General features: G+C 64.6%; 14 protein-coding genes. 7 read left to right on the forward strand and 7 right to left on the reverse strand.

Annotation, left to right across the window (positions count from 1 at the left end):
* Nucleotides 1-95: 95 nt before the first annotated feature.
* From OSH12_RS17085 to OSH12_RS17105, 5 genes are all read right to left on the reverse strand, one after another.
* The gene (locus OSH12_RS17085) at nucleotides 96-476 is read right to left on the reverse strand and encodes a hypothetical protein (RefSeq protein WP_266344807.1); all 381 of its coding nucleotides are present in this window, start codon (nucleotides 474-476) and stop codon (nucleotides 96-98) included.
* Nucleotides 477-896: 420 nt separating this feature from the next.
* The gene (locus OSH12_RS17090; protein WP_266345039.1) at nucleotides 897-1,043 is read right to left on the reverse strand and encodes a DUF1127 domain-containing protein; all 147 of its coding nucleotides are present in this window, start codon (nucleotides 1,041-1,043) and stop codon (nucleotides 897-899) included.
* Between the two features lie 572 nt (nucleotides 1,044-1,615).
* Nucleotides 1,616-3,055, reverse strand: coding sequence for a homospermidine synthase (locus OSH12_RS17095; RefSeq protein ID WP_266344808.1), 1,440 nt, complete (start codon nucleotides 3,053-3,055; stop codon nucleotides 1,616-1,618).
* 125 nt (nucleotides 3,056-3,180) lie between these two features.
* Complete coding sequence (locus tag OSH12_RS17100) at nucleotides 3,181-3,753, reverse strand: GNAT family N-acetyltransferase (RefSeq protein ID WP_266344809.1); 573 nt, start codon at nucleotides 3,751-3,753, stop codon at nucleotides 3,181-3,183.
* Between the two features lie 13 nt (nucleotides 3,754-3,766).
* Nucleotides 3,767-4,900 carry a type III PLP-dependent enzyme gene (locus tag OSH12_RS17105; RefSeq protein WP_266344810.1) on the reverse strand — a complete coding sequence of 378 codons (1,134 nt, stop codon included), beginning with the start codon at nucleotides 4,898-4,900 and terminating at the stop codon, nucleotides 3,767-3,769.
* A 750-nt stretch (nucleotides 4,901-5,650) separates the two neighbouring features.
* On the opposite strand from OSH12_RS17105, the gene OSH12_RS17110 reads away from it, so the two are divergent.
* The 5 genes from OSH12_RS17110 (at nucleotide 5,651) to OSH12_RS17130 (ending at nucleotide 11,441) form a co-directional block, all read left to right on the forward strand.
* Nucleotides 5,651-7,240 (forward strand): gamma-glutamyltransferase family protein, encoded by a 1,590-nt coding sequence (locus OSH12_RS17110; RefSeq protein ID WP_380222910.1) that lies wholly within the window; start codon nucleotides 5,651-5,653, stop codon nucleotides 7,238-7,240.
* A gap of 114 nt (nucleotides 7,241-7,354) precedes the next feature.
* Nucleotides 7,355-8,539, forward strand: a complete 1,185-nt coding sequence (locus OSH12_RS17115) for an amidase (protein WP_266344811.1) — start codon at nucleotides 7,355-7,357, stop codon at nucleotides 8,537-8,539.
* Between the two features lie 5 nt (nucleotides 8,540-8,544).
* Nucleotides 8,545-9,453 carry a LysR family transcriptional regulator gene (locus OSH12_RS17120; RefSeq protein ID WP_266344812.1) on the forward strand — a complete coding sequence of 303 codons (909 nt, stop codon included), beginning with the start codon at nucleotides 8,545-8,547 and terminating at the stop codon, nucleotides 9,451-9,453.
* A gap of 168 nt (nucleotides 9,454-9,621) precedes the next feature.
* Nucleotides 9,622-10,266, forward strand: a complete 645-nt coding sequence (locus OSH12_RS17125; protein WP_266344813.1) for a DUF1007 family protein — start codon at nucleotides 9,622-9,624, stop codon at nucleotides 10,264-10,266.
* 92 nt (nucleotides 10,267-10,358) lie between these two features.
* The gene (locus OSH12_RS17130) at nucleotides 10,359-11,441 is read left to right on the forward strand and encodes a nickel/cobalt transporter (protein WP_266344814.1); all 1,083 of its coding nucleotides are present in this window, start codon (nucleotides 10,359-10,361) and stop codon (nucleotides 11,439-11,441) included.
* 81 nt (nucleotides 11,442-11,522) lie between these two features.
* On the opposite strand, the gene OSH12_RS17135 is transcribed toward OSH12_RS17130, so the two are convergent.
* Nucleotides 11,523-12,305, reverse strand: coding sequence for a gamma-glutamyl-gamma-aminobutyrate hydrolase family protein (locus OSH12_RS17135; RefSeq protein WP_266344815.1), 783 nt, complete (start codon nucleotides 12,303-12,305; stop codon nucleotides 11,523-11,525).
* Between the two features lie 215 nt (nucleotides 12,306-12,520).
* Between OSH12_RS17135 and OSH12_RS17140 the strand changes: the two genes are divergently transcribed.
* Nucleotides 12,521-13,648, forward strand: coding sequence for a TRAP transporter substrate-binding protein (locus tag OSH12_RS17140; RefSeq protein WP_266344816.1), 1,128 nt, complete (start codon nucleotides 12,521-12,523; stop codon nucleotides 13,646-13,648).
* A 3-nt stretch (nucleotides 13,649-13,651) separates the two neighbouring features.
* On the opposite strand, the gene OSH12_RS17145 is transcribed toward OSH12_RS17140, so the two are convergent.
* Entirely contained in the window at nucleotides 13,652-15,154 is a 1,503-nt protein-coding gene (locus tag OSH12_RS17145; protein WP_266344817.1) for a bifunctional metallophosphatase/5'-nucleotidase, read from the reverse strand.
* A 217-nt stretch (nucleotides 15,155-15,371) separates the two neighbouring features.
* Between OSH12_RS17145 and hemH the strand changes: the two genes are divergently transcribed.
* Nucleotides 15,372-16,424, forward strand: coding sequence for a ferrochelatase (hemH, locus tag OSH12_RS17150; RefSeq protein ID WP_266344818.1), 1,053 nt, complete (start codon nucleotides 15,372-15,374; stop codon nucleotides 16,422-16,424).
* The last annotated feature ends 54 nt before the right edge of the window (nucleotides 16,425-16,478 follow it).

Consider the following 16,478-nt stretch of genomic DNA (forward strand, 5'->3'; position numbering starts at 1 on the left):
TTCGAGGCCCGGCTGCGCCGGGCACTTCAGGATGACGGTCGAGCTTTTCGACTTGCGAGCGGGCAGCTCCAAGGGATGGCGGAGTGTTGCTCCCTTCAGCGCAGGCTGGGTGCCTTGCGGAAGATCGACGCCGCGAACAGCACCATGCCGATCAGCGTGATCAGCGATCCGAGGATGACGATCGGCTCGCCGGCAGGGGCGCCGCGCAAGGTCAGCACCAGGCCGGGGATCATGATCCAGAGGCCGACCGTCGACACCCAGAACTGGATCAGCGCCAACCGGCTGGCAGCCTTGGCGGGATTGGCGTTGTAGTAAAAGCCCATCAGCGCCAGCGATACCCAGCCGATCAGGTTGAGATGGGCGTGCGCGGGGGCAAGGGTAAAGTCCTGCTGGGCGCCCATGATGATGCCGCCGATCATGCCGACGATCACGTAGATCACGGCCGTGCCGATGAACATCTGGCTAATTCTTGGCATGTCGAATCCCCTCCGGAAAAGGGGCCGACTCATCCCGTTCGATTGCCCCCTGCTCGCGGTTACGACGTTACGGAAGGTAAGTCAAAACCATTCTAAACAAGCGGTTGCAGGCCGGGAATCCGCTGCGGCGGCGAGGGATCTGGGATCGGGCGCAAGGCCCAAAAAAAATGACGCCGGCGCGCGACCGGGAGCCGAAGGGGGAGGCTCAAAACACGGTCGCGTCTGCCGGCGTCTGACGCATGGTTTTGGGAGGAAAACCGCATCGCGTCTAAAGAGAAACGCCCGTCGGGGAGGAGGTCGACGGGCGTTTTAAAGTGGCGCGTTGCCGGGGAGGAGGTCAGCGCGGCGCCGATCGCAGGGGTCGGGAGGGGGAGGATGATCCCTGCGATATTCTTGAAGTCGTATCAGGTGTCGAAGGTATTAGTAACCAACTGCCTGCTTGGCAACGCGCTCGATTTCGCCGCGGTGAATGCCGAGGTCAGCAAGCTCGCGGCTGCTGAGACGCGAGAGCTCGTTGTAGGTCTCGCGGAACTTGCGCCAATTCTTGTAGGAAGCAACGAGGTTCATAGCCATTTTCGGATGTCCTTTAAATTCGGTCTGATTTCTGTCGAACCGGCGCCGGATTTCTCTGTCGCCGTTCTTGTTGACGTTGATATAGGCTCCTGCTGCCCGATTGAGCACTATGTAAAATCTCATGCCAGCGATGCGTTTAGCGCAGAGCAGCATTAATATTGCCGTCATATTGCGGTGCAGCATTAAGGGATATGGCTGGATTGCGGCACTCTGGTACCGATTGGGGCGGCGGCGGGGCGCCAGAACGGCCGAGGCATGACCGTGACGCATGCCCGAGCTCTTCCGGCCCTGCCTAATTCGCAGGCGTGCCTTCGTCCGAGCCACGCCTTCCCCTGGCAAGCGCATAAAAAAAGACCGGGCCAAAGCCCGGTCTTGATCGTTCTGCGGTCGTTGGCGCCGCGGATCTCGTCGCCCCGGCGAAGGTCGGGGCACATAGATGCTAGCTATCGACGCCTTGGCCGAGCCTTCTGGACAAGCTCCAGCACGTATGGATCCCGGCCTTCGCCGGGATGACGGTGGAGCGCGGGACTCGCTGCAGCAGCTAATCCCGCGCACCCGACAGAAAATCAGCCCAGATTGTGGACCAGAACGTTGCGGAACTGCCAGGGGTCGCTCTCGTCGATATCTTCCGGGAAGAAGCCCGGGCGATCGGTGAGCGGCGTCCAGTCGGTATAGATGCCCTCGACGGTGCCGAGATAGGGCTTCTGCACCTTCAGGCAGTGGTGATAGTCCATCTCGTCTGCCTCGACGATGCCGCGGTCCGGATGGGCCAGCGCCCAGGACATGCCGGCCACGACGGCCGAGGTCACCTGCATGCCGGTAGCGTTCTGGTAAGGCGCGTTCTCGCGCGCCTCGTCGATGGTCAGGCGCGAGCCATACCAGTAGGCGTTCTTGGCGTGGCCATAGAGCAGCACGCCCAGTTCGTCGCGACCGGCGAGAATCTCGTCCTCGCTGAGGATGTGGATCTTCGACTGCCGCTTGCCGGCGCGGCCGAACATCTCGTGCAGCGACAGCATGGCGTCGTTCGACGGATGATAGGCGTAGTGGCAGGTCGGCCGGTAGATCACTTCGCCGTTCTCGCGCATCGTGAAGTGATCGGCGATCGAGATCGCCTCATTATGCGTCACGAGGAAACCGAGCTGCGGGCCGGGCGTCGGGCACCAGGAACGCACGCGCGTATCGGCGCCCGGTCCGAGCAGGAAGATCGCCGCGCCGCTGCCCGTATCGTGGGTGCGGGCGTGGGCCGGAATCCACCGCTCATGCGTGCCCCAGCCAAGCTCGGCCGGCTGCAGCGCCTCGGAAACGAAGCCCTCGACCGACCAGGTGTTGACGAAGGTGTCGAGCTGCTTGGCAACGCGGGCGCGCTGCGTGTCGCGCTCGGCGATATGGATGCCCTTGACGCCCGTTGCGTGCATCAGCGCCGCCCATTCGCGCCGCGACGTCGGCTCGTCATGTTCGATGTTGAGATCGCGGGCGATGTCGAGCAGGGCCTGCTTGACGAACCACGACACCATGCCCGGATTGGCGCCCGAACAGGAAACGGCAGTCGGACCGCCGGGGTTGGCGCGCTTCTCGGCCAGAAGCTCTTCGCGCAGCGCATAATTGGAGCGCGAGGCGGGATCTGCCTTGTGGTCGTAGTAGAAGCCGGGCCAGGGCTCGATGACGGTATCGATGTAGAGGCTGCCCATCTCGCGGGCGAGCTTCATGATATCGAGGGACGAGGTATCGACGGAGAGGTTGACCAGGAAGCCCTGGCCGGTTTCGCTCGTCAGGAGCGGAGTCAGGACGTCGCGGTAGTTCTCGCGCGTCAGCGCCACTTTCACGTGCTTGACGCCAAAAGTGGCCATCAGGCCAGCGTTTTCGTCGCTCGGCTCGATGATCGTGATCTGGGGTCTATCCAGGGCGAAATGGCGCTTCAGCAGCGGGAGAAATCCGCGTCCGATCGAACCGAAGCCGATAATGACCACAGGGCCATTGATGCGACCATAAACAGGCCAGTTCGTCATCGCGAGACACTCCTCAAAGTCGAAATCAACAAGTGGGGTACCGTACCCTTCCTTCGTGACAAACAAAAAGTCGTGGATGGACGGGGGAATCCCTTCCATTCCACGACCTGTTTGAAGCGTTAAGCCTAGCGGGTTGCGTCGACGAGGTCGAGCCCGGACGGATTTGCCGTCCGGGGGAAGTCCGGCGTCGAGAGCGGCGGGACCGACCAGTCGCCGGTCGCGACCAGCTTTCCGGCGGCGCCGTCGAGCGCGCCTTCCTTGAGTTCCAGCGCCAGGAAGCGCTTGCGCTCCACCGGCCCCGGCATCATCAGGCTCTGCGTTGCCGCGGCCGAAAAACCGAAGCGTGCATAGTAATCGGCATCGCCGACCAGGATCACGGCGCCATGGCCGAACATGGCGGCGCGGTTCAGCGCGGCGCGCATCAGCTTGCCGCCGAGACCTTCGCTCTGCCGTTCCGGCGCAATCGCCAGCGGCCCGAGCAGCAGCGCGTCGCGGCCGCCGGCCGAGACGTTCCAGAGGCGGACGGTGCCGATGATCTCGTCACCGTCGCGCGCCACCAGCGCCAGGCCGGAAGCCGGCAGGCGGTTTTCGCGCAGGCGCTCGGACGTCTTCAGGTGACGATCCGGACCCATCGCGCGGTCAAGCAGCATTTCCCGGGCGCCGGCTTCGCCGGGCGCCTCCACATCAATATGCGTCATGAAATGGCGACCTTCAGATCACGAAGGATTCGAGCGGCTTGAAGCCGTTGAAGGCAACGGCCGAATAGGTCGTCGTGTAGGCGCCCGTGCCTTCGATCAGCACGTCGTCGCCGATCGAGAGCGAGACCGGCAGGTGATACGGCGTCTTCTCATAGAGAACGTCGGCCGAATCGCAGGTCGGGCCGGCCAGGATGCAAGCCGTCTTCTCGTCGTGATCATGCGCCGTGCGGATCGGGTAGCGGATCGACTCGTCCATCGTCTCGGCGAGACCGCCGAACTTGCCGATGTCGAGATAGACCCAGCGCAGGTCGTCCGCCGCGTCGCTCTTCTTCGAGATGAGCACGACTTCCGTCTTGATGATGCCGGCATTGCCGACCATGCCGCGACCCGGCTCGATGATCGTCTCGGGGATCTGATTGCCAAAATGGCGCTTCAGGGCCTGGTCGATCGACGAGGCATAGTTCTCCACGCCCGGAATCTCCTTGAGATAACGGGTCGGGAAGCCGCCGCCGAGATTGACCATCGACAGCTGGATGCCGCGCTCTGCGAGCGTGTGGAAGATGCCGGCGGCCGAGGCGAGCGCGCCGTCCCAGGCTTCGGTGTTCGCCTGCTGCGAACCGACATGGAACGAAACGCCATAGGCGCGCAGGCCCGAACGATGGGCATGCTCAAGCACGCCGACAGCCATCTGGGGCTCGCAGCCGAATTTGCGCGAAAGCGGCCATTCGGCGCCGGCGCCGTCGCAGAGAATGCGGCAGAACACGCGGGTGCCGGGAGCGGCACGGGCGACCTTGTCGACCTCGGCTTCGCAATCGACCGCATAGAGGTTGATGCCACGAGCAAAGGCAGCGGCGACGTCGCGCTCTTTCTTGATCGTGTTGCCGAAGGAGATGCGGTCCGGGGTCGCGCCGGCGGCCAGCGCCATGTCGATCTCGGCGACCGACGCGCAGTCGAAATTCGAGCCGAGCGAGGCGAGCAGCGCCAGCACTTCCGGAGCCGGGTTTGCCTTCACCGCGTAGAAGACGCGGGTATCCGGCAACGCATGCGCGAAGGTGAGATAATTCTCCCGGATAACATCAAGATCGACAACGAGGCACGGGCCGTCGGGACGTCGGGTGTTGAGGAAGTCGATGATGCGAGCGGTCATGGAGAATCTCCCCGTTGGCCTGCCAAGGCCAAATAAGCGTTACGAGCGAAGACGAAACCGGAACGAAATCGCCGCGCAAATCGCTATGGACGCGATCGGAACGTTGAAGACGAGCCGTTTTTGCCGGGGTTAGCCGGCTGTTTTCGCGGGTAGCAGTCGCAGCGATAAACGAGCGTTTATCGTGAGCGCTGCCTTCGCTTGGAACGGGGGAACCCGATCCGCACGCCCGGCAAGGATGTAGTGCCTCTTCAGTGACAACGGCCGATGGAGAGCCGTCCGAGACCAAAAAAGCCCGCTACGTCGTTGCTTCAAGTCGCGTCCTCCGCGGAGACGGAGTTCACCGGTTTCGCTTTCCGGCTGCCGACCTTCTCGGGATCTCTCCCGAACTCCTGGGACCCTCCTTACGGAAGATCTTGGGCGTCGCTTCGGCCTCTTGTCCGAAGCCCCACCGGTCGGCACGCAACCACAGGCACGTGCGATAATTGGGCAAGGAGGTAGGTAGGCTGAACGCGGTTAATATTCAAGCGGATTTTGTACCGAAAGCTCAAAATCCACGCATCGACCACCCCCAGCGGCCGAACATGAAGGAATCGCGACATTTTTGTGTCGGCTCAGGGGCTTGCGAGGCCCCTTTTCGGGCCAAAAACGGCCTACACAGCAAGCTTAACACGGCCGGTCCGGCCCCCATGATTCGCGCTTCCGGCATCGGGTGCTTTCGCCTATGCAGGAAGAGCAACAGGAGAGCAGCGCGTGAACGAAACGGTCGTCGGCGAAAAGGGCATGGTTGTGGCCCCCCACAGGGCTGCCGCGGAAGCGGGCGCCGAGATCCTGCGCTCCGGCGGCAACGCCATCGAGGCGGTGATCGCCGCCGCCGCCACCATCGCCGTGGTCTATCCGCACATGAACGGCATCGGCGGCGACGGCTTCTGGCTGATCCGCGAGCCCGGCAAGGAGCCGCGCTATCTCGAAGCCTGCGGCGCCGCCGGCTCGTTGGCGACCATCAAGGCCTATCGCGCCAAGGGCTATGACACCGTTCCGACACGCGGCCCCGATGCGGCGCTCACCGTCGCCGGCGCGATTTCCGGCTGGAACACCGCGTTTGAATTGTCGCAAAGTCTTGGCGGTCGGCTTGATCGCAACACGCTGGTCGCCAATGCCGTCGAGCATGCCAAGTCCGGCATCTCGGTGACGCGTTCGCAGGCCCGGCTTACGGCACAGCATCGGGGCGACCTGGCCGCCGCGCCGGGCTTCAAGGATGTGTTCCTGATCGACGGCAAGGCGCCCGAGATCGGCGCGACCATCCGGCAGGAACGTCTCGCCGACACGCTGGAGCATCTCGGCCGCGCCGGATTCTCCGATTTCTACAAGGGCGACGTCGCCAACGAGATCGCTGGCGATCTGGAACGCTTCCAGTGCCCGGTGACGCGGGAGGATCTCGCGGCCCACGAGGCGCGGTTGCGTGCTCCCCTCTCTGTCCGGCTGCAGGACGTGACCGTCTATAATGCGCCGCCGCCGACGCAGGGCGTCGCCTCGCTGTTGATCCTCGGGATTTTCGAACGCCTCGGCGTCAAGCGCGGCGAAAGCTTCGAGCATGTCCACGGCCTGATCGAGGCGACCAAGCGCGCCTTCCTCATCCGCGACAAGCACGTCACCGACCCGGTTTTCGCCGGCGATCTCTCCATGCATCTGTCGCCGCGTGTGCTCGCCCGCGAGGTCGCCGCGATCGACATGCAGCGCGCGGCTCCCTGGCCGCAGGTGGCAAAAAAGGGCGACACCGTCTGGCTTGGCGCCATCGACGAAAGCGGGCTCTCCGTCTCTTATATACAGTCGATCTTCTGGGAGTTCGGCTCCGGCGTCGTGCTGCCGGCAACCGGCATCACCTGGCAGAACCGCGGCGCCAGCTTCTCGCTCGATCCGCGCGCGCTCAATCCGCTGGAGCCCGGCCGCCGCCCGTTCCACACGCTGAACCCGGCGCTGGCGCGCTTCGACGATGGCCGCATCATGAGCTACGGCACCATGGGCGGCGAGGGCCAGCCGCAGACGCAGGGCGCGATCTTCACGCGCCATGCGCTGTTCGGCATGGAGCTTGGCGAGGCCATCGATGCGCCACGCTGGCTGCTCGGCAAGACCTGGGGTTCCGACCACGTCAATCTCCGCGTCGAGAACCGCTTCGACCCGGATCTGCTGATCGCGCTCGAACGGGCCGGTCATGAGGTGTCGGTGCTGGACGAAACCTATTCCGACACTATGGGCCATGCCGGCGCGCTCGTCCGCCGCAAGGACGGCCGGATTTTTGGCGCAAGCGATCCGCGTTCAGACGGGGCTGCGGTCGCTGCCTGAGCCGAACGGCCGCCGCCTTCTTTGGCAAAGAGCCAAGAAGGCGGTATGAATTCAACAGCCATCGACGCCGCGCCGGTGTCGCCCCGATGACCCCACAGGAAATCGATACAACCCATGCTGCTCGCCAATGATCCGGTCCATGCCTTCGTCGACTATCCCGCCGTCGAAGTGCCTTCGGCTCCTACCGGGCCGCTCGCCGGCCTGACCATGGCGATCAAGGACCTTTATGACGTCGCGGGCTACCCGACCGGCGTCGGCCATCCGCTGAAGCGCGCCGAAAGCGGCGACAAGACGGAGACTGCGCCCGCCGTGCAGCTCCTGCTCGACGCCGGCGCTCGCTTCATGGGCAAGGTTCATACGGACGAGTTCGCCTATTCGATGAATGGCGAGAATTTCCACTATGGCACGCCGATCAATGTCCGCGCCCCGGGCCGCATTCCGGGCGGGTCTTCGTCCGGCTCGGCAACGGCCGTTTCAGGCGGCCTGGTCGATTTCGCGCTTGGCAGCGATACCGGCGGATCCGTACGCGCGCCGGCTTCCTATAACGGTCTCATCGGCATGCGCCCGACGCAGGACCGCATCGACATGTCGCGCGTCGCCCCGTTGGCGGAGAGCTTTGACACGGTCGGCTGGTTCGCCCGCGACATCGACACCTTTTCCCGCGTCGGCGCCGTGCTGCTCGGCGAGGACGAGACCGATACCCCGCTGACGCGGTTCCTCGTCGGCGACGATATCCACGCCCTGCTGCTGGGCGAACTGGAAGAGGCCGCCGTCCGCTCGGCAACGCCCCGTATCGCCGCGCATCTCCAGCCCGCCGGCGCCGTCATCGTCGCCCCCGATGGCCTCGCCGCCTGGCGCATGATCTTCCGCACCATGCAGGCCTATGAAGCCTGGGAGGCGAACGGCGAATGGATCGAGAGCCGCCAGCCGAGCTTCGGCCCCGGCGTGCGCGAGCGCTTCGAATGGGCGAGCCACGTCACCCGCGAGGAATATGACGCCGCCGCCATCCGTCGCGCCCAGGTGCGGGCGCATGTCCGTGGCCTGCTCGGCGACAACACCGTGCTCGCCATCCCCACAACGCCCGGCGTCGCGCCGCGCATCGGCCTGGGTGGCGAAGAGCTTGAATCCTACCGCAACCGCGCGCTCTCCATGCTGTGCACCGCCGGTCTCGCCGGCCTGCCGCAGATCAGCCTGCCCTTGGCCGAGCACGATGGTTGCCCGCTCGGCGTCTCGCTGATTGCGCCTGCCGGTCGCGACCGCGCGCTGATCGAGCTGGCCGCCAAGATCATGGCCGGCTGACGATCATGGACACGCTCACCCGGATGAAGACCTTCATCGAGGTCGTCGAGGCAGGCAGCTTCTCCGCTGCCGCGCGAAAAATGGGCCGCTCCAAGGCGCTCATTTCCAAATATGTGCGCGAGCTGGAGGACGAGCTCGGCGCGCGCCTTTTGAACCGCACGACGCGGACCCTGTCCCTGACCGAAGTCGGCCAGGGCTATGTCCGCGACGCCTCTGACATCTTGCAGCGGATCGACGACCTGCAATCTTCGGTCGGCGATGCCCATGCCGCGCCGCGCGGCCGGCTGAAGGTCAGCGCCCCGCGCACCTTCGGCGATGGCGAGCTTGGTCGCGCCATCATGGAATTCGTCGTCAGCGAGCCTGAAATCGCGCTCGAACTCCATCTCGAAGACCGCTTCGTCGATCTGGTCGATGAGGGTTTCGACGTCGCGATCCGCATCTCGACCCTGACCGATTCAAGCCTGATCGCCCGTCGGCTGGCCTCGTTCCGCATCGCCATTGTCGCCAGCCCGGACGTGCTGGAGCGCTGGGGCAAGCCGGATCGACCGCACGATCTGGCGAACAAGCCCTGCATCATCGATTCGAATGTCGCCTACCGCACCAATTGGCCGTTTCTGATCGAAGGCGAGCGTGTCTCCGTGACGGTCAAGGGCCGTGTCGAGGTCGACAGCCCCAATGCGGCGCGTCTGGCGGCGATCGCCGGGCTCGGCTTCGCCGTCGTGCCCTATCTGGTGGTGAAGGACGATATCGAGGCGGGCCGACTGATCGTCGTGCTCGAACCCTATGAACCGGCCAGCGCCGCCGTTCACGCCGTCTATCCGCATCGGCGCCATCTTTCCGGCAAGGTGCGCAGCTTCATCGATTTCCTGGTGACGTGGTTCGACAAGAACGGCCCCAACGGCAACAACTGCTAGGGGCATGCCGCCACGCGCGAAACGCCGTGCGTCCGGCCACGGCCGGCCTCAAGAAACTGTGATGGGCGGACCGTTGCCGAAACGGATCCGCCTTTCCCGTCGACACGATCTGGCCGTACTTGTCTGGCCCCTTTCCCACCGCTCGCCCTCCGCAGAGACCCATTGCTCATGCTTCGATCCCTGATCGCCTTCGCCTTTGCCGCGCTCTTCGCGACCGCAGCCCAGGCGCATCCGCATGTCTTCGTCGATGCGAAGGAAGAGCTCGTCTTCAACGCGGACGGCAAGATCTCGGCGATCCGCCATATCTGGCAGTTCGACCAGGCCTTTACCGCCTTTGCTATCCAGGGCCTCGACGCCAATGGCGACGGCAAACTGTCGGACGACGAACTGCAGCCGCTCGCCAAGGTCAACGTCGATTCGCTGAAGGACTTTCACTATTTCACCAGGCTGAAGGTCAACGGCCAACGTGCGCCGGTCGAGGCGCCTTCGGAATACTGGCTCGATTTCCACGACAGCCGCCTGACGCTTTTCTACACGCTGCCCCTGCGGACGCCGACTGCCGTTGGCGCCAACACTGTTCTGGAAGTGTTCGACCCGGAATATTTCGTCGCCTTCAACTTCGTGAAGCACCACGCCATCACGCTCAACGGCGCGCCGGCCAACTGCAAGGCGCATTACGCGCCGCCGCATGAACTCGACGACAAGATCATGGCGCAGCTCGCCGCGATTCCCGCCGACCAGCGCGACCTGCCCGACGAGCTCGCCGACGCGGCTTCGAGCCTCGCGGCCCAGATCACGATCGCCTGTTCATGAATTCAGAAGCGTTTTCGAGCGAAGTGGACACCGGTTCGCGTGAAGAAAACGCGACCAGGCACGGGGTTAGAGCCTTGCGCCATTTCGGAGACATGGTGAAAGGCTCCAGCCGTGTCTGCCGCTGGATCGGCGCTGGCGTCGCCGGGCTGACACCGACGCTTGCCCTCGCCGCACCGAGCCCGTTTGGCATCGCGACGCCCGATGGCGGCGGCGTCGTCGGTTGGGCAGGGCCGCTTGCCCCCTTCTTCCAGTGGATCGCGCGGCAGCAGTCGATCTTCTATCGCGACCTGACCGACGCGCTCGCCAACCTTTCGCATAGCGGTCATGCGGCGGCGTTGCTGATCTCGCTCTCCTTCGCCTATGGCGTCTTCCACGCCGTCGGCCCCGGCCATGGCAAGGCGGTGATCGCTTCCTATCTGCTCGCCACCGGCGACCGGCTGAAGCGCGGCATCGTCATTTCCTTTGCCTCCGCCCTCGTGCAGGCACTGACGGCGATCCTCGTCGTCTCGGTCGGCACGCTCATCCTGAACGTTACCGCGATGACGATGACGCGGGCCACCGACGCGCTGGAAATTGCCAGCTACGCGCTGATCACGCTGTGCGGCGTCTGGCTGCTCTGGATGCGATTCTCGTCACGCGGCGCCCTTGAAGCCCAGTCAGGCAATCCTGCCGCGTCCGTTCAGGCCATTCAGGGCTTCGCCGGGCACGATCCCGCCACCTGCAATCACCCGCAGCACAGGCTCGGTCGAAGTTCCGCGTTGGGGCTCAACACGGCCGCCCCATCCATGGCGATGAGCTGTGATACCTGCGGTCATTCGCATGCGCCCGATCCGGCTCAACTCGACCGCCCGCTGACGGTTGGGCGAGCCTGGACCGCGATCCTGGCCGTCGGCGTGCGTCCGTGCTCCGGCGCCATCATCGTGCTGGTGTTCGCCATATCGCAAAAGCTCTACTGGGCCGGCATTCTCTCGGTGCTGATGATGGCGCTGGGGACGGGGATCACCGTCTCGGCGCTGGCAACGCTGGCGGTGAAGGCCAAGGATATCGCGCTGCGCTTTTCCGGCGGCGAGACCCGGACCCAGCTTCGCGTGGTCAACGGCCTGCAGATTGTCGCCGCGAGCGGCATTCTGGTCTTCGGTCTGCTGATGCTGGGCGGCGCGCTGGCAGCGATCTAGGCCGGCGTCGGCTTGAAAGACCCTCACCCAACCCTCTCCCGCTTGCGGGAGAGGGTTGGGTGAGGGTCTTGCTAGAAGTCCCTATTCGGCCGCGAGCAAATTCCGCGACGCGGCACGCGCCCGCATGGCCTCGCCGAATGCGTGGAACAGGCGGCCGGACGGCGCGTCCGTCGTCACCCAATATTCCGGATGCCATTGCACGCCGACGGCGAAGCCCGGTGCATCGCGGACGCTGACCGCCTCGATCGTGCCATCGGCCGCGACTGCCTCGACGACCAGCCCCTCGGCCAATTGACCGATCGCCTGCCTGTGCAGCGAATTCACCTCGATCGTGTCGCGCTCGACGATGCGGGCGAAGCAGCCGCCCGGCACGATCTCGACCGGATGACGGATGGCGAAGCGTTCGTCCGCCACGTCGGACACCGGCGAACGGTGGTCATGGCGTCCCGGCAGGTCCTGCACTTCGGAGATCAGCGTCCCGCCCAGCGCGACGTTGAGTTCCTGCTGGCCGCGACAGATGGCGAGCAGCGGCACGCCCTTGGCGATCGCCGCCCGGATCAGCGGCAGGCTGGTCGCGTCGCGCGCCGGGTCATAGGGTTCCGTGCGCGGGTCCGGCGTTTCGCCATAGAGCGTGGGGTGGACATTCGAACGGCTGCCGGTGACCAGCACGCCATCGACCCGTTCGAGCAGCGCGTCGATATCGATCGCGGCGCCCAGCGACGGCACGATGAGCGGAATGCCGCCGGCCCCGTCCACCACCGCCTTCACATAGGACTCGGGAGCGGCGTGCCACTGATAGCCGCCGAACTCGCGGACATCGGCCGTCACGGCGACGAGGGGCGTAAAATTCTTCAAATCCGTCATGATCCAGATCGTTTGCTGTGAAGCATGGCCCCTCTTTTACACCGGACCGTGGCAAAAAGCCGTCTTTTCGCCAATTCTGGTCCCTAGATCAAAGGCTCGGGAGACCTTTCTCCATATAGGCATCGCGGCGGGTGCCGGCAGCCCCGGCTTGCCCCGCCCGCCCGAAACGCTGATGTCGGCACCTGACAGCGCCGCCCGAAAACCAGGAGCTTGTCATGGGTGTGAAATACCTGGACAGACGCACGATCCTCAAAGCGGCAACGATCGGTCCCGGTATCGCCGCGACGAGCGGCGCCGGGAGCGCGCTGGCGGCGCCGGCGGTAGTCACCACCCCTCCCGAGGTGCACTGGCGGCTGCAATCGAGCTTCCCCGCGCAGATCGACACCATCCGGGGCGGCACCGAGGCAATCGTCCGCACCGTCGGCGTGCTGACCGGGGGACGTTTCCAGATCGAAATCGGCGAGCCGGGCGATTTCGTGCCGGCGGAGGAGACGTTCGACGCCGTGCAGGCGGGAAAGCTCCAGGCGCAGCAAACCTGCTCCTATTATTACATCGACCGGGATCCGGCCTTCGCTTTCGGCAGCTCCATGCCCTTCGGCCTGAACGCGCGCATGCAGAACGCCTGGATCGGCGAGGGCGGTGGCCAGCACCTGCTCGACAGCTTCTATGACCATTACGACATGGTCTCGTTCGTGGCGGGAAACACCGGCGTCCAGATGGGCGGCTGGTTCCGCAAGGAGATCCGCAGCCTGCCGGAGATCGCCGGGCTGAAGATGCGGATTGCCGGCCTCGGCGGCACCGTGCTGGAAAGGCTGGGCGTCCAGACGCAGGCAATGCGGATCGAGACAACCTATGCCGCCCTCGAACGCGGCACGATCGACGCGGCCGAATGGGGCGGTCCGTCCGAGGACGAGAAGCTCGGCTTCTATCGGGTCGCGCCCTATTACTATTATCCTGGCTGGTGGGATGGCGGCCCGGCGATCCATCTGCTCGTCAACAAGACCGCTTTCGAAGCCCTGCCGGAGAGCTTCAAGCTGGCCCTGAAGGCAAGCGCCGCGCAGAGTTCGCAGACGATGCTTGCCCGCTATGACGTGCGCAACAACCAGGCCATCCGCAGCCTGCTCGACAAGGGCGTTCAACTCCGCCCATTTCCCACCGATCTGATGCAGGCCGCCTACAAGGCGTCGTTCGAGCTGTATGACGAGCTCGCAGCCAGCCATCCCCATTTCAAGACGATCTACGGCCCGTGGAAGGCCTTTCGCGACCAGATCTATCAGTCGTTCCGGGTCGCCGAATATGCGTTCGACAGCTTCGGCTTCGCCCAGCAGGCCAAGGGGCTCTAGGCCCTAGCGGAAGATGATCCTGCCCTCGGGCTTCGGCGCGATCGTCTTCTGCGCGGTGACCATGTCGATGACGTCGCTGGCGATCAGCTTCGCGTCGACGGCGCTGACCAGCCGCGCCGCGTCCTTCAAGACGACATAGCCGTCGCCGCCGGCCGCCATATAGTCGTTGGTGGCGAGGGTATATTTGCGTTCGGGGTCGAGGGGCGCACCGTTCACCGTGACGCTCCTCACCCGCATTCCCGGCAATTGCTTCAGATCGACCTCGACGACGAGGCCGGAAACCTGCGGGAAGCGGCCGGCCGCCGCTTCGGTCAGGCTGAAGCCGGTTTCGAGCGCTGCCTGCAGCACCTTGCCGGTGACGGCGAGCTTCACCGTCTTGTTGCCGAACGGCATCTCGCTGAACATGTCGGCGCGCGTCAGTTTGGACCCGGCCGGATATTCGCGGTCGCCGCGGATGCTGCCGCCATTGACCAGCGCGATCTCCGAACCGACGGAAGCGCGCATGGCGTCGGCGATCAGATTGCCGATCGCCGCCTCCTCGCCGCGCACCGTGGCGCGGCGGCTGTCGAGCAGCGTCTCGGTCGTGCCGATCTCGACCTTCAGTTCGGCATCGAGCTTGTCCTGGTAGGATTTCACGACGGCCGCGATCTTCGGATCCGCCGTCACGGTGGCGCTGTCGATGATCTCGAAATGCGGCTGCCAGGCGACGCTGGTCTTGCCGTCCTTCTCGGTCTTGTCGATCGTCACCCGCGTTACGACGATATCTTCGGCCTGCGCGCCGGATTCCGTCAGCGCCGTCTTGCCGTCGAAGAAGGCGAGCAGGTGTTCGTCATGGCCGGAGAGCACCAGATCGGCAGCGCGGTTGCGCACCAGCGCCATGTCGATGGAAAGCGGCGTGTGGACGACGGCAACGACGAAATCGGCGCCGGCGTCGCGCAACGACTTGCCCTTGGCCTTGCCCGTCTCGATCGAGGATTGGAAGACCGTATCGCCCGCCGTCGCGACCACCGGCGTGTCTTCCGTGGTCAGGCCGTAGAAGCCGATCTTGAGGCCCTCGATCTCGACGATCTTCTCGTCGACCGTGTTTTTCGGCTGGCTGCCGTCCTTCTCGCGGATGTTGGAGGTCACGACCGGGAAGGTCGCCTCGCCAATCCGCGCGTGAAAAACGTCCGGGCCGAAATCGAACTCGTGATTGCCGGGAGTCATCACATCGACCTTCATCTGGTTGAGGATGTCGATGATGTGGACGCCCTTGTCGATGCCGGAGAGCAGCGACGGCGAGATGGTGTCGCCGGAATGGACGAACAGGGTCGGCCCCTTGGCGCGCTCGGCCTCGACCACGGCCGCGAGCTTGGCGAAACCGCCTCGTCCGTCCAGCTCCTCCATCCGGTCGATGTCGTTGGTCTGCACGAAGGTGATCGTCACCGGCGCGGCGAATGCCGGACCCGCAACGAGGGCCGCGAAGGCAACAAGGCCGATCCGAAGACTGCGCTGGCGTCCGAACATGGGGGATCTCCGATGCGAATGAGGCGAAGGCAATGGGTACCAGAATGCCAGCCTATTGTTGCAATGGCATAGCGGGAACCGGCAAGGTCGTCATTAGCAAGGGACGAAACGGCAGCAACGCGAAAGCGCCTTTCCCGCCCATGCGACAACGCGCAACGGACGAAAATGCACCCGGCCCCTTCGCGTCGGCGCGCAGGACGGCTAAGTTCCGGCCACAATGACCAGCCAAACCGCCGATATCGCCGTCCCCGCGACCCAGCCCGCCGACCACCCGTCGATTTCGATCGGCCGGGTTGGCGTGCTCCTCGTCAATCTCGGAACCCCCGATGCGACCGACTATTGGTCGATGCGGCGTTATCTGAAGGAATTCCTGTCCGATCCGCGCGTCATCGAAGTGCCGAAGCTGATCTGGTGGCCGCTGCTCAACGGCGTCATCCTGACGACGCGACCGCAAAAATCCGGCAAGAACTACGAATCGATCTGGAACAAGGAGCGCAATGAATCGCCGCTCCGCACGATCACGCGCGCGCAGTCAGACAAGCTCTCGACCGCGCTCTCCGGCAACCCCAGGATCGTCGTCGAATGGGCGATGCGCTATGGCACGCCGACGATTGCCGAGAAGATCGACGGCCTGAAGCGGGCCGGCTGCGACAGGATCCTGATCGCGCCGCTCTATCCGCAATATTCGGCGACGACGACCGCGACGGTCAACGACAAGGCCTTCGACAAGCTGCGCACCATGCGCTGGCAACCCGCCGTGCGCACCCTGCCGGCCTATCATGACGACCCGGTCTATATCGCAGCACTCGCCACCTCGGTCGAACGCTCGATCGCGGCGCTCGATTTTGAGCCGGAGATCGTGCTGGCCTCGTTCCATGGCCTGCCGAAGCGCAATCTCGAACTCGGCGACCCCTATCACTGCCATTGCGTGAAAACGGCCCGCCTGCTGCGCGAACAACTCGGCTGGCCGATGGAAAAGCTGCGCGCCACCTTCCAGTCGCGCTTCGGCAAGGCGGAGTGGTTGCAGCCCTACACGGACAAGACCGTCGAGGCGCTGGCCAAAGCGGGCGTCAAGCGCATCGCCGTGGTGACGCCGGGCTTCGCCGCCGATTGCGTCGAGACGCTGGAGGAAATCGCCGGCGAGAACGCCGAGATCTTCCGCCACAATGGCGGCGAGCATTTTGCGGCGCTTCCCTGCCTCAACGACAGCCCGGAAGGCATGGCGTTGCTGGAGCACCTGGTTCGCCGCGAACTGCTCGGCTGGGTGTGATCTCAGCCAATTGCGTGAGCCGAACGAAGTCCCTACACCTCCCCTGACATAATG

The organism is Kaistia terrae (assembly GCF_026344005.1).
Lineage (GTDB): Bacteria > Pseudomonadota > Alphaproteobacteria > Rhizobiales > Kaistiaceae > Kaistia > Kaistia terrae.

Bases quoted from the DNA above. Each gene is read 5' to 3' on its own strand.
- OSH12_RS17085 (WP_266344807.1), bottom strand. From the start codon at position 476: ATGCCAAGAATTAGCCAGATGTTCATCGGCACGGCCGTGATCTACGTG.
- OSH12_RS17090 (WP_266345039.1), bottom strand. From the start codon at position 1,043: ATGAACCTCGTTGCTTCCTACAAGAATTGGCGCAAGTTCCGCGAGACC.
- OSH12_RS17095 (WP_266344808.1), bottom strand. From the start codon at position 3,055: ATGACGAACTGGCCTGTTTATGGTCGCATCAATGGCCCTGTGGTCATT.
- OSH12_RS17100 (WP_266344809.1), bottom strand. From the start codon at position 3,753: ATGACGCATATTGATGTGGAGGCGCCCGGCGAAGCCGGCGCCCGGGAA.
- OSH12_RS17105 (WP_266344810.1), bottom strand. From the start codon at position 4,900: ATGACCGCTCGCATCATCGACTTCCTCAACACCCGACGTCCCGACGGC.
- OSH12_RS17115 (WP_266344811.1), top strand. From the start codon at position 7,355: ATGCTGCTCGCCAATGATCCGGTCCATGCCTTCGTCGACTATCCCGCC.
- OSH12_RS17120 (WP_266344812.1), top strand. From the start codon at position 8,545: ATGGACACGCTCACCCGGATGAAGACCTTCATCGAGGTCGTCGAGGCA.
- OSH12_RS17125 (WP_266344813.1), top strand. From the start codon at position 9,622: ATGCTTCGATCCCTGATCGCCTTCGCCTTTGCCGCGCTCTTCGCGACC.
- OSH12_RS17130 (WP_266344814.1), top strand. From the start codon at position 10,359: ATGGTGAAAGGCTCCAGCCGTGTCTGCCGCTGGATCGGCGCTGGCGTC.
- OSH12_RS17135 (WP_266344815.1), bottom strand. From the start codon at position 12,305: ATGACGGATTTGAAGAATTTTACGCCCCTCGTCGCCGTGACGGCCGAT.
- OSH12_RS17140 (WP_266344816.1), top strand. From the start codon at position 12,521: ATGGGTGTGAAATACCTGGACAGACGCACGATCCTCAAAGCGGCAACG.
- OSH12_RS17145 (WP_266344817.1), bottom strand. From the start codon at position 15,154: ATGTTCGGACGCCAGCGCAGTCTTCGGATCGGCCTTGTTGCCTTCGCG.
- hemH (WP_266344818.1), top strand. From the start codon at position 15,372: ATGACCAGCCAAACCGCCGATATCGCCGTCCCCGCGACCCAGCCCGCC.